The 12,305-nt window shown below is 46.4% G+C and carries 11 protein-coding genes; 9 read left to right on the top strand and 2 right to left on the bottom strand.

Features of this window, described 5'->3' with window-relative positions:
* Positions 1 to 6: 6 nt before the first annotated feature.
* Positions 7 to 858, top strand: a complete 852-nt coding sequence (locus ACO0K2_RS12790) for a UDP-2,3-diacylglucosamine diphosphatase (RefSeq protein WP_423019413.1) — start codon at positions 7 to 9, stop codon at positions 856 to 858.
* 244 nt (positions 859 to 1,102) lie between these two features.
* Here ACO0K2_RS12790 and sixA read toward each other — a convergent pair whose 3' ends face one another.
* Positions 1,103 to 1,582, bottom strand: coding sequence for a phosphohistidine phosphatase SixA (gene sixA / locus ACO0K2_RS12785; RefSeq protein ID WP_423019329.1), 480 nt, complete (start codon positions 1,580 to 1,582; stop codon positions 1,103 to 1,105).
* Positions 1,582 to 3,813, bottom strand: coding sequence for a polyphosphate kinase 1 (ppk1, locus tag ACO0K2_RS12780; protein ID WP_423019327.1), 2,232 nt, complete (start codon positions 3,811 to 3,813; stop codon positions 1,582 to 1,584). Before ppk1 ends, sixA begins: the two co-directional genes overlap by 1 nt.
* A 227-nt stretch (positions 3,814 to 4,040) precedes the next feature.
* Here ppk1 and pstS point away from each other — a divergent pair, with 227 nt between their 5' ends.
* From pstS to ACO0K2_RS12740, 8 genes are all read left to right on the top strand, one after another.
* Positions 4,041 to 5,084 carry a phosphate ABC transporter substrate-binding protein PstS gene (gene pstS / locus ACO0K2_RS12775; RefSeq protein ID WP_423019325.1) on the top strand — a complete coding sequence of 348 codons (1,044 nt, stop codon included), beginning with the start codon at positions 4,041 to 4,043 and terminating at the stop codon, positions 5,082 to 5,084.
* Between the two features lie 218 nt (positions 5,085 to 5,302).
* A complete protein-coding gene (gene pstC, locus ACO0K2_RS12770) occupies positions 5,303 to 6,235 on the top strand; it encodes a phosphate ABC transporter permease subunit PstC (RefSeq protein ID WP_423019411.1) in 933 nt (310 codons plus the stop codon).
* On the top strand, positions 6,235 to 7,107 hold the full coding sequence (gene pstA / locus ACO0K2_RS12765; RefSeq protein WP_423019323.1) for a phosphate ABC transporter permease PstA: 873 nt from the start codon (positions 6,235 to 6,237) through the stop codon (positions 7,105 to 7,107). Before pstC ends, pstA begins: the two co-directional genes overlap by 1 nt.
* Positions 7,108 to 7,120: 13 nt before the next feature.
* Positions 7,121 to 7,900, top strand: a complete 780-nt coding sequence (pstB, locus tag ACO0K2_RS12760) for a phosphate ABC transporter ATP-binding protein PstB (RefSeq protein ID WP_423019321.1) — start codon at positions 7,121 to 7,123, stop codon at positions 7,898 to 7,900.
* 130 nt (positions 7,901 to 8,030) lie between these two features.
* The gene (gene phoU / locus ACO0K2_RS12755; RefSeq protein ID WP_423019319.1) at positions 8,031 to 8,750 is read left to right on the top strand and encodes a phosphate signaling complex protein PhoU; all 720 of its coding nucleotides are present in this window, start codon (positions 8,031 to 8,033) and stop codon (positions 8,748 to 8,750) included.
* The gene (gene phoB, locus ACO0K2_RS12750) at positions 8,750 to 9,436 is read left to right on the top strand and encodes a phosphate regulon transcriptional regulator PhoB (protein WP_423019317.1); all 687 of its coding nucleotides are present in this window, start codon (positions 8,750 to 8,752) and stop codon (positions 9,434 to 9,436) included. Before phoU ends, phoB begins: the two co-directional genes overlap by 1 nt.
* 240 nt (positions 9,437 to 9,676) lie before the next feature.
* Positions 9,677 to 10,972 carry a phosphate regulon sensor histidine kinase PhoR gene (phoR, locus tag ACO0K2_RS12745; protein ID WP_423019315.1) on the top strand — a complete coding sequence of 432 codons (1,296 nt, stop codon included), beginning with the start codon at positions 9,677 to 9,679 and terminating at the stop codon, positions 10,970 to 10,972.
* Between the two features lie 154 nt (positions 10,973 to 11,126).
* Complete coding sequence (locus tag ACO0K2_RS12740) at positions 11,127 to 12,206, top strand: HD domain-containing phosphohydrolase (RefSeq protein WP_423019313.1); 1,080 nt, start codon at positions 11,127 to 11,129, stop codon at positions 12,204 to 12,206.
* The last annotated feature ends 99 nt before the right edge of the window (positions 12,207 to 12,305 follow it).

The following is a 12,305-nucleotide window of genomic DNA, read 5'->3' as shown; positions in this document are numbered from 1 at the left end:
AAAAAAATGCACAAGATCAGTAAAAAAGATGTTGTGCGTTTTCGGACAATATGGATTTCCGATTTGCATTTGGGAACAAGCGGTTGTCAAGCGTCAAAACTTCTTGAATTTTTACGCGCCACAGAATCTGAAACCCTGTACTTGGTGGGCGATATCATCGATGGCTGGCAACTGAAACGACGTTGGTACTGGGATCAAACGCATAACAACGTCGTGCAGACAGTATTGAAAAAAGCGAAGAAGGGGACGAATGTGATTTTCGTTCCTGGTAATCATGATGAATCCATCCGGCAATTCATTGATTTGGACTTTGGCGGCATTAAAGTCCGTGACGAATTAGTGCATACGACAGCCGATGGACGTCGTATGCTCGTTCTCCACGGCGATCGTTTCGATGGCGTTATCGCCTGTGCGAAATGGCTCGCTTATGTTGGTGATAGTTTATATACCGTCATTTTGAAGTTTAACCAGATTTTCAATAACTGGCGTGCAAGAGCAGGCTTGCCTTATTGGTCACTTTCGCAGTACCTGAAGTTGAAAGTGAAAAATGCGGTGAGCTATATCACCCAGTTCGAAGACGCGCTGGCAGACGAAGCACGTAGAAAAGGTGTGGACGGTATTATTTGCGGTCACATCCATAAACCAGAGATCAGGGATATCAACGGTATTCTGTATTGTAATGACGGCGATTGGGTGGAAAGTCTCTCTGCGCTGGTAGAAGATGCCCAAGGACAGTTAAGTCTAGTCACCTGGCTCGATATCATGCAGTCAATCACATCCCGTCCAGTAGCGACCGATGTGGAACCGGAAGTGGATGCGGAGATCGATATGGATGCTGAGGTATCCGTCGCAGTTTGATGCTCAAGCCATCGAGCAGTAAAAAACACGTCATCGGCACTTCTTTGAGAAATCGACTATCTCGCTGCTTTTCCCCACGAAGGACAAAGCAGCAACATCGTATCTCGTAATGATGGTCGATGTGTGTTCTGTCGACGCTGTTCCATCAATGTCCATGTCGTTGAGGGCGCTACTAAATAAGTAGCATCATCCTCAAATGAGACCAGTTCAAATCAAATCAGATCAAATCAGATCATTGCGGTCGTTATTTCACCACCAAATCCGGCGACATGATGGCTTTCAGGTAGGTTTGTAGTTCCTCACCCTGACGCTGCTTTTGCGAAATCCACCAAACATTGCCTTTGCGGATACTGTATTCCTGTAATGGGTGTCCAAGTAACTCGCCGGCGACTTGTCCCAAATAAGGTTGATGCCCAACGATCATGACGGGCTCCCGGCTATTGGGCCAGTTGACGAGTCGCAGCACGGCTTCAACGGTCGAGTCGGGCGCGAGCTCAGGCGCTATCTTAAATTTACGACCACTCGAAATCAGCGCTTCGGCGGTATCGCGGGTTCGAACTGCTGGGCTTACAAAAATGCGGCATGTTTCTGGCAGCGTACTATCGAGCCAATAGGCAATTTTACTGGCCTGTTTCATTCCCTTGCCAGTTAATTTTCTGAACTCGTCGGTAATTTCTTCCGTTGCAGGTTCAGCTTCAGCATGCCGCCAGAGTATTAAGTCCATTATTCAGTATCCGGTGTAGAGAGGGAGCCTAATTGCTGCATTAAAAACTGTTGTGCACTAAAACTTGCCTGCTGACCGCGTGCTTTCTTTCGCTCGTAGTTACCGTTGGAGTCGAGTACCCATGCGTTGACATTGTCTTTGAGGTACGGATCTAATCCTTCGGCAATCACACGTTTTTTCAGGGCTCTATCGAGCACTGGGAAAGCAACTTCAATGCGTCTAAATAAGTTACGGTTCATCCAATCAGCGCTAGCGAGGTACACATCGTGTGCTAGATCGTTGCGGAAGTAGTAGATACGACTGTGTTCTAGGAAGCGACCAATGATGGAGCGCACGCGGATATTTTCGGACAATCCCGGCACGCCTGGACGTAAGGTACAAGCGCCACGGACGATCAGGTCGATTTTGACACCATCAGCCGATGCTGCATAGAGTGCACGAATGACTGATTCGTCGGACAAGGAATTCATTTTTGCAATGATGCGTCCAGGACGACCCTCGCGTGCGATACGGGCTTCATTCCGAATCGCTTTGATGAGTTGTGGTTGCAAGGCGAATGGTGCGAGCCAGAGATACTCGAGCTTCTTGGGTTTGGTCAATCCAGTTAAGTGGATGAAAACCTCATTGACCTCGGCGGCCATTGCTGGGTGGGCAGTGAGTAAGCCGAAGTCAGTGTAAAAGCGCGTTGTGGAAGGATGGTAGTTACCTGTACCCATGTGGGCGTAATGGCGCAATACACCGCCTTCTTCACGTCGAATAACCAATGCTAACTTCGCATGTGTTTTAAGACCGACGACACCATACACGACCTGTGCACCAGCACGTTGTAGCTTATCTGCCCAGTTGATATTGGCTTCTTCGTCAAAGCGCGCCATCAGTTCAACAATCACTGTGACTTCTTTACCCAGGCGAGCCGCAGTAATTAAGGACTCCATGAGGTCGGAGTTCATCCCCGTACGGTAAATGGTTTGCTTAATTGCGACGACCGCAGGATCGAGCGAAGCTGATCGAATGAAGTCGATCACTGTCTGGAATGGCTGGAATGGATGGTGCAACAGAATATCTTGCTTGCGAAGCAATGTGAAAATATCAGTGTGCGAGTATTTTGCAATTGCTTTCGGTGAAAATGGAGGGAAACGAAGGTTAGCTTGTTTGACGTGGTCAACGAGTTCGCCCAACCGCACCATATTGACAGGCCCATCGACGGGATACAAACGATCTTTGTCTAATGAAAATTGCCCCAAAAGGAATTTCGCCAAGTCATCTGGGCAATTTTTGGCAACTTCGAGCCGTACCGCAGCGCCAAACTGGCGTGTTTGCAATTCGCCCTGGAGTGCTTGCCGCAAATTTTTTACTTCTTCCTCGTCCACCCATAAATCACTATCCCGTGTAACGCGGAACTGCGAGTAGCTGAGTACTTCTCTGCCGTTGAACAGATCGGCGATATGAGAATGGATAATGGAAGAGAGCAAGCAGAACGTGATCCCTTTTTCAGACAGTTCATCTGGCAGGCGAATGATACGCGGTAGAACCCGGGGCGCTTTGACGATGGCGATTCCTGTGCCGCGCCCAAAGGCGTCCTTGCCAGCTAATGAGATAATAAAATTGAGACTCTTATTAACGACCTGCGGGAAAGGGTGGGCTGGATCGAGACCAATTGGTGTCAGTAGCGGACGCACTTCGCGCTCAAAATACTCTTTCACCCATGCTCGTTGCGCCTCTGTACGTTCAGAGTGGCGAAGGAGGTTGATGCCTTTTTTGGAGAGTTGAGGAAGAATTTCCTCATTTAAGAGTTCGTATTGACGTTGTGCCAGTTGGTGACATTCTTTGCTAATACGCTCGAGACTTGCTTGAAAATTGGGATGTTGAACGAGTTCACCGTCTACCGTGTTTTGCGCCAACAGGCTGGCAACTCTGACTTCAAAAAACTCATCCAGATTACTACCAACAATGCATAAATACTTTAAACGTTCTAGCAGAGGGATGTTTTTGTCTTCTGCCTGAGCTAGAACACGCCAGTTAAAAGCAATTTGTGACATTTCTCGGTCGAGAAATATGACAGATCTGGGTAACTCGCCTCGCGTTTCTTTTATTCCTTTTGGTGCGGGACTTTTGCTACTTTTTTGTGCCTGTTGCGTATCATTAGGCTTTTCGATGGCACTGATGTTCGTTTTCTTCGATTTTTTTTCGGGATCATCAGTAGTAATTGGCGCGACTTCTTGAGTGGTCATATTTTTCTGCATGTCATGCATGTCATAAATTCTGGAATGGCTGAAATCAGTATCTTAGACTATTGTAGTTGCTTAATATGTCAGTTTTATGACAAAAAAGATGGTAATAATATTAAATATTTCATCAATATTTCACAATTATTTCATGAGGTCATCGTATTGTCATAATTGGCTTGTAGAGTGCTGGACGTGGTAACTAACCCCTGTAACTCACATCCGAGGTAAGTATGCAAATGAATAAAATTGTGAAGAAATTGATCCTGGTTGGCGGCATTGTTGCTTCCTTTTCGGTTGCTCAAGCAGCTGACATCACAGGTGCTGGTGCAACATTTCCTTATCCAATTTACGCAAAATGGGCAGAAGCCTACAAGCAATCAACTGGAAATGGTCTGAACTACCAGTCAATCGGTTCTGGTGGTGGTATCAAGCAAATCAAAGCAAAAACAGTCGATTTCGGCGCGTCCGATATGCCTTTGAAGGCTGATGAGCTCAATGCTGAAGGTCTGACACAGTTCCCAGCAATTATTGGTGGTGTTGTTCCTGTCGTCAACTTGGATGGTGTCGCTGCAGGCAAAATGAAGATGACTGGCGATGTGCTCGCAGGCATCTACATGGGCAAAATCACAAAGTGGAACGCTCCTGAAATCGTTGCGATTAACCCAGGCATCAAGCTGCCAGCAGAAGATATTACTGTTGTTCACCGTTCTGACGGCTCTGGTACAACGTTTTTGTGGACAGATTTCCTGAGTAAAGTTAACGCTGAATTTAAAACAGCAGTGGGTTCTTCTACTGCTGTGAAATGGCCAGTTGGCTTGGGCGGCAAAGGTAACGAAGGCGTTGCTGCTAACGTTCAACGTATCAAAAATTCGATCGGCTATGTCGAATATGCTTACGTCAAAAAGAACAAAATGGTTTATACCACTGTAAAAAATGCAGATGGTCAGTTTGCCGAACCAGATGACGATAGCTTCAAGGCAGCTGCTGCTAATGCTGATTGGTCTAAAGCACCTGGTATGTTCTTGGTATTGACAAACCAGCCCGGTAAAGCATCTTGGCCAATTACTGGTGCATCGTTCATTCTGATGCACAAGTCGCAGGCAAATCCAGCTGAAGCAAAAGAAGTGTTGAAATTCTTCGACTGGGCATTCAAAAACGGTGGCGCAATGGCTGCTGACCTTGATTACGTCGCTTTGCCACCAGCACTGATTAAACAGATTCAGGATGGTTGGAAAGCAAACATCAAGGATACTGCTGGTAAATCTGTTTGGTAATCTCAGAAGTGATTTATTCGTTGTAGATTTTCTGTGTTTTATTGAATGTTCTTGATGAGGGCGATCCGGTGTACACCAGATCGCCTTTTCGGTGAAAAACACCCATGCCAACTCCAATGACCTCTGTCGATATGACCGTACCTTCCGCCAATCAATCCGCATCGAACGCAGATGTTTCGCAATCAACGCAGTTGAGTGACGAAAATCTAGCAAATGTCATGCGTCGCCAACGTTGGCAAGATTTCTTTTTCCATAAACTGACACTCAGCTTTGCTGCGTTGGTATTAATCGTACTACTGGGAATCATTTTCTCATTATTCATCCGAGCAGTACCTGCCATGCAGGAATTTGGTCTTGCTTTTGTGACGACCATTGAGTGGGATCCGGTCAACGATAAATACGGCGGTCTGATTGCCATCGTAGGTACGTTGATTACTTCGGTGATCGCGTTATTGATCGCGTTTCCAGTGAGTTTTGGTATTGCGTTGTTCTTGACTGAAATCTGTCCATCGTGGTTGAAGCGTCCTTTGGGTACGGCCATTGAATTGCTCGCAGGTGTGCCAAGTATCATTTATGGTATGTGGGGTTTGTTTGTTTTTGCACCGTTATTTGCGCAGTACATTCAACCTGCGTTGCATGCGACGTTGGGTCAATTGCCAGTGGTTGGTGCGATGTTCTCTGGTCCGATGATCGGTATTGGTATTCTCTCTGCTGGCATCATTCTGGCCATCATGATTATTCCCTTCATCTCCTCAGTCATGCGCGACGTGTTTGAGGTGGTACCGCCGGTCCTGAAAGAGTCTGCTTACGGTCTCGGTTGCACCAAATGGGAAGTCGTCAGAAAAATCGTGCTGCCATACACAAAAATTGGTGTCGTTGGTGGTGTGATGTTGGGACTTGGACGTGCATTGGGCGAAACAATGGCCATTACGTTTGTGATTGGTAATGCGAACCAATTGTCGTGGTCCTTATTCGCAGCTGGTAACAGTATTGCGTCGACATTGGCCAATGAATTTGCTGAGGCCGAAACACCGCTTCACGTTTCATCGTTGTTCCTGTTAGGTTTAATTTTGTTTGTTATTACGTTTATCGTGTTATCTGCAGCAAAGCTGATGTTGCTTGGTCTGAGCCGTAAAGAGGGAACTAAATAATGGACAACACGTTGACTCAATCTGGTCGCAACCCCGTATACCGTCGCCGCTTGTGGGTACACAGAGTGGGGATTTTCCTCTCCTCAATGGCGATGGCGGTCGGTGTTGCATTTTTAATGTGGATTCTTTTTACACTGTTGATCAAAGGTTTTTCGGCGATCAATGTGGGGATGTTCACGCAATCGACACCAGCGCCTGGTTCGGATGGCGGTGGTTTGCTGAATGCGATTGTTGGTAGTTTTATGATGGTGGGAAGTGCCACCCTGATTTCCACGCCTATCGGTATTTTGGCGGGGATTTATTTGGCAGAATATGGTAACAAGAGCTGGTTTGGTGCTGTAACTCGCTTTGTAACGGACATTATGTTGTCTGCACCATCCATCGTTATTGGTTTGTTTGTCTACGCTATTTACGTGGCGAACATTAAGCACTTCTCTGGCTGGGCAGGTAGTATCGCGATTTCGTTGATCGCTATTCCTGTTGTGGTGCGTACGACGGATAACATGCTTGGACTTGTTCCTGCGAGCTTGCAAGAGGCAGCATTTGCGCTGGGTGCACCACGCTGGAAGGTCGCGCTGCTGATTCGTTTGCGTGCCGTCAAAGCGGGTGTTATTACTGGCATTTTGCTGGCTGTAGCGCGTATCTCCGGTGAGACTGCGCCGTTATTGTTCACAGCGCTCAATAATCAGTTCTTCAATGGCAATATGAATAAGCCAATGGCGAACTTGCCTGTTGTTATTTACCAGTTCGCGATGAGTCCTTATGACAACTGGCGTGATCTGGCTTGGGGTGGCGCATTACTTATTACTTTTAGTGTTCTGGGCTTAAATATTTTGTCCCGCACATTATTTAATCAAAAATCACAGCATTAATCCGGGCATCGACATGACCACTACACAAACAAACAACTTGAAAAAAGCAATCGAGATTGATGGACTGAATTTTTTCTACGGTGCAACCCGTAGTTTGCGTGACATCAATTTGAATATTTTCGACAAGAAAGTGACCGCTTTTATTGGTCCTTCTGGCTGCGGTAAGTCGACGTTATTACGTACCTTAAATCGTATGTATGATTTGTACCCAGGTCAGCGCGCTGAAGGTAAGATCATTTACAAAGGTAAAAATATTTTGGACGCCGACCAAGATATTAATTTATTGCGTGCAAAAGTTGGTATGGTGTTTCAGAAGCCAACACCGTTTCCAATGTCTGTTTATGACAACATCGCTTTTGGTGTGCGTTTGTACGAGAACTTATCTAAAGGTGAAATGGATGAGCGCGTAGAATGGGCACTGAAAAAAGCGGCGATTTGGACTGAAGTCAAAGATAAGTTAAACAAAAGTGGTTTGAGCTTGTCCGGCGGTCAACAGCAACGTCTGTGTATCGCACGTGGCGTATCGGTCAAGCCAGAAATTTTGTTGCTCGATGAGCCAACTTCCGCATTGGATCCGATTTCGACGGTGAAGATCGAAGAGTTAATCAACGAGTTAAAAGAAGAGTACACGATCGCTATCGTCACCCACAATATGCAACAGGCAGCGCGTTGTTCGGATTACACTGCGTATATGTATCTGGGTGAATTGGTAGAATTCGGTGAGACCGATCACATCTTCATGAATCCAGTAAAAAAAGAGACGCAAGATTACATTACCGGTCGTTTCGGTTAATGATCCCCGGGGCCTGGGTCGGCGTCACCAACGTGCCTGCAACGATGTTGCATTTTATCGTTGCTGCGCGGGTGAGCGTTACAGGTCCTTATTCATCCTTAGTGATTAAGAGAAAATTCAGGAGATTCCAGTGACTGGCGAACACTCTTCAAAACAGTATGATCATGATCTTGAAACGATTCGTTCCAAGGTTTTGTTAATGGGTGGCTTAGTTGAAAGTCATTTTCACGACGCGATGTCTTGCTTCCGTACAGGAAATATCGATCAGGCTGAAGCAGTTATTCAGTCGGATCTCGAAGTCAATCGGTTAGAGGTCGCGTTGGATGACATGTGCAGTCATTTGATTGTGAAACGCCAACCCGCCGCGAACGACTTGCGCACAGTGATGGCGACAGGAAAGGTGATTACCGATCTGGAGCGCATTGGTGACGAGTCGACGAAAATCGCACGTATCTCCAAAGAGGCTAGTACGAGCCGCCGTGGTACGGTCATTTTCAATGGTTATGACACCGTGCGCGTTCTTGCTGGTAGCGTCGCAGATATGTTGCATCATTCTCTCGATGCGTTTGCCCGTCTCGATGACGCCAAAGCAGTACAGTTGATTGCGCAAGATGCCATCATCGATAATGATTTCCGCTCGATTATGCGGAACTTGATCACATTTATGATGGAAGATCCAAGTACGATCACGTCTTCCTTAAATACAATGTGGGTTGCGAAAGCAATCGAACGTATTGCCGATCACGCGAAAAATATTGCTGAACATACGATTTATATTGTTGAAGGCAAAGATATCCGTCACTCGGATTATGTCGCAATTAAACAAGACCAGAAAATTGACCACGAATAATGGCTGCTGATACTACAATCCTCATCGTTGAAGATGAACCTGCAATCGTCGAGTTAGTGAGTTTTACGCTACGAGCTGCCGGATGGAATACCTTTGCTGTCAATAATACGGCAGATGCATGGGATTTCATCCAGCGTCGGACGCCGCAACTGATTTTGCTGGACTGGATGTTGCCAGATCAAACTGGTTTGCGTTTGTTATCCAAGATTCGCTCTGATCGTCAATTCAACGAAATTCCTATTATTATGCTCACCGCAAAAAGTATGGAAGAGGATAAGATCGCTGGGTTGGATCATGGTGCTGATGACTATGTGACGAAGCCGTTTTCGCCGCGTGAACTCACGGCCAGAATCAAGGCGCTGTTACGTCGGAAAAGCCCAGAGCATTCTCAAACTGCATTGACTGCGGGTACGGTAGTGTTAGATCCTGTCAGTTGTACGGTCAAGATTGAAGATCAAAAAGTGGATATCGGCCACGCTGAATATAAGTTGTTGAAATTCTTCATGGCGCATCCCGAACGTGTGTTTTCTCGTAGTCAGTTGCTCGACAAAGTGTGGGGCGACCACGTGGTGATTGAAGAGCGGACTGTCGATGTGCATGTGCTACGTTTGCGCAAAGTATTGAAATCAGCAGAGTCCCTGATTAAAACCGTCCGTAGCGTCGGGTATATGTTGTCTGAAAAATAGAATAAGAAATATAAACAAGGGTCACTCCTAGTTCTTGGAGTGACTTTTTTTAGGTTGAACTCACAAACCTTCCATCATTTGCGCTGGCATTCTTGATTTATCAGCGGATGCATATAGATAATGAAAGCTGTCAATTCTGTCGGTTGCATACGGATAATTGTCTGTTGAAGCTGTTTGTCGCATCACTTTTCGTTTCTAAAACGACAATATTCCCATATAAAAACATATCAGGGATTTTTCATGTCTCCTCGTCTTATTTTCTGGATCTCTAACTCCGTCCGTATTTTGTTGGTCGCGATCGGCACTATCGTTGCTTGTTACATGTGGGGCACCGTCGCTGGATTGTTGGCTGGTATTCTGGCTATGACGTCGTTAGTGCTTGTGCAGTTGTTTTATTTGCAGCGCTTGGCTGATTGGCTTGATCATCCCAGTAGCTCGCGGCTTCCAGACGGTTGGGGCGCGTGGACTGATATCTTTTCGAGACTCTATAAGTTGCGTCGTGGTGACGAAAAAAACCAGACGGAATTAACTGAATGGCTTGCTCGTTTCCGTCAGGCAATGACGTTACTCCCTGATGGCGTCGTCATTATGGATGACGTGCTGTTTTTGGAGTGGTGTAATCCTGCCGCTGAACGCCATCTCGGTTTGAGTCTGGCGAAAGATAAGGGTATGCGGGTAACCAACCTCGTTCGTAGTCCTGAGTTTATGGATTACATCATCCTTGGGCGGTACGAAACGCCACTGACCTTGTCTTTCCGCGATCGCAAGTTAATCGCTCACATTATTCCTTTTGAAAATCGCCGCCAGATCCTTGTGACGCATGACGTAACAGAGTCGGAGCGTATCGATATGATGCGTCGCGATTTTATTGCCAATGCTTCTCACGAGCTACGAACACCTTTAACGGTCATCAACGGTTTTCTTGAAATTGCCTCTTTGCAACCGGATTTAGATATTCCAACACGAAACGCCCATCTCAAGTTGATGTCTGAACAAGGTGAACGGATGCAACGATTAGTGGAGGACATGTTAATCCTGACGCGTCTCGAGTCAATGGATCATTTGTTGCGGACTGAGGTGATCAATATGCGCGGCTTGCTCGAGCAGATTCTGCAAGAGGCACATGCGCTTTCCGCAGGGCGTCATCACATTACGCTGGATTGTCAGGGACCTGACATTCGTGGCAGCGCAGATGAAATCCGCAGTGCGCTGACGAATCTGGTCACGAACGCGATCAGATACACCCCGGAAAATGGTGATATTCAGATTAAATGGTGTAACGGCGCCCAAGGACCGAAGTTTGTGGTGATTGATAACGGAATCGGCATCAGTTCAGAGCACATCTCCCGCTTGACAGAACGCTTTTATCGGGTCGATAAGAGTCGCTCCCGTGAGACGCAAGGCACTGGCTTGGGCTTAGCGATCGTTAAGCATGTGTTGCTAAGACATAATGCGAATTTGCTGATTGATTCTGTGCCAGACCAAGGAAGTAAGTTTTCTGTTCAGTTTCCACCGACAGTTGCCGTCGAAAATTAAGCATTTTCGTTGAAACGTGCACACGAACCGTGTTAAATGTATAAATTTTGTGATTAGTCATTAGTCCCGAGTTGAAATACGGTACACTAAATTCAATTTTTGATCATGGACATGTGTTTGACATGCAAGGTGTGGTTCCTGGAGGCGATGTTCAATGGAGATGAACGTTTTAGTGCTGGATGATGCGCAGATTAACGTGACGTTGTTGTGCCTGTTGCTGAAAAAAATAGAAGATTGTAAGTCCGTTAGCTTTACTGATCCAGAACCCGCACTTCAATGGTGTGCTGGAAACGTTCCTGATCTCGTCATGGTGGATTACATGATGCCGACCATGGATGGTATCGAATTTATTCGTCGTTTTCGAACAATGCCGGGCTGCCACGACATCCCGGTACTCATGATCACTGCCAATAACGAACTCGCATTACGATACCAAGCGCTGGATGTTGGCGCGAACGATTTTCTCATTAAACCGATCGATAAGATCGAATTTCTTGCGCGGACCAAGAATATGTTGGCCTTACGCAAGAGCCAGCGTTTTCTTGAAGACCGCGCTATCTGGCTTGATGTTGAGGTGAAAAAAGCCACCGCAGAAATCCGTGCCCGTGAGCGCGAGACCATTTTTAGACTCTCTAAAGCAGCAGACTCCCGAGATCCCGAAACAGGCGCACACATTTTGCGGATGGCTAATTATTCCCGCATCATTGGCGAATACCTTGGTCTTTCAGATGCTGATCAGCAACTTTTGCTGGAAGCTGCGCCAATGCACGACATTGGTAAAGTAGGTATCCCTGACAATATATTGCTCAAGCCTGGAAAGTTGACGGTCGACGAGTTCACCATCATGAAACGCCATGCAACGCTTGGCTATGAAATTTTATCTGGTAGCAGTTCCGATTTGCTCAATGCCGGTGCAGTGATTGCACTAGCACATCATGAAAAGTTTGATGGTTCTGGTTATCCCAATGGTTTGGCGGGTGAAGAGATACCTCTATTTGCTCGAATCGTCGCTGTTGCCGACGTCTTTGATGCGTTGACCTCTGAGCGACCTTACAAGGCCGCATGGGAGATCGAGAAGGCGCTCGCTTTTCTGCATGAGGGGTCTGGGCAACATTTTGACCCACGTTGTATCGATGCGTTTGTTGCGGGTTGGGACAAGATTTTAGAAATCAAGAACCTTTATCGCGAAGAGAAAAACGATCAAAAGACATTTGGCGCTGAATGGAACTTGTAACTGCAGAATTGTTGATTGCGATAAAACAACGGAATCGATCAACCTCAGCCAGCACGTTCCATCTTCGTTTGATTTGTCTTCGTTCTTCTTAGATCCACT

Source organism: Undibacterium sp. MH2W, from assembly GCF_049340215.1.
Taxonomy (GTDB): Bacteria; Pseudomonadota; Gammaproteobacteria; order Burkholderiales; family Burkholderiaceae_D; genus Undibacterium.
Note: the sequence above shows the minus strand (reverse complement) of the source record. Positions and strands in the feature narration are given on the sequence as shown.

Coding starts and splice junctions, on each gene's coding strand:
- ACO0K2_RS12790 (WP_423019413.1), top strand. CDS start 7: ATGCACAAGATCAGTAAAAAAGATGTTGTGCGTTTTCGGACAATATGG.
- sixA (WP_423019329.1), bottom strand. CDS start 1,582: ATGGACTTAATACTCTGGCGGCATGCTGAAGCTGAACCTGCAACGGAA.
- ppk1 (WP_423019327.1), bottom strand. CDS start 3,813: ATGACCACTCAAGAAGTCGCGCCAATTACTACTGATGATCCCGAAAAA.
- pstS (WP_423019325.1), top strand. CDS start 4,041: ATGCAAATGAATAAAATTGTGAAGAAATTGATCCTGGTTGGCGGCATT.
- pstC (WP_423019411.1), top strand. CDS start 5,303: ATGCGTCGCCAACGTTGGCAAGATTTCTTTTTCCATAAACTGACACTC.
- pstA (WP_423019323.1), top strand. CDS start 6,235: ATGGACAACACGTTGACTCAATCTGGTCGCAACCCCGTATACCGTCGC.
- pstB (WP_423019321.1), top strand. CDS start 7,121: ATGACCACTACACAAACAAACAACTTGAAAAAAGCAATCGAGATTGAT.
- phoB (WP_423019317.1), top strand. CDS start 8,750: ATGGCTGCTGATACTACAATCCTCATCGTTGAAGATGAACCTGCAATC.
- phoR (WP_423019315.1), top strand. CDS start 9,677: ATGTCTCCTCGTCTTATTTTCTGGATCTCTAACTCCGTCCGTATTTTG.
- ACO0K2_RS12740 (WP_423019313.1), top strand. CDS start 11,127: ATGGAGATGAACGTTTTAGTGCTGGATGATGCGCAGATTAACGTGACG.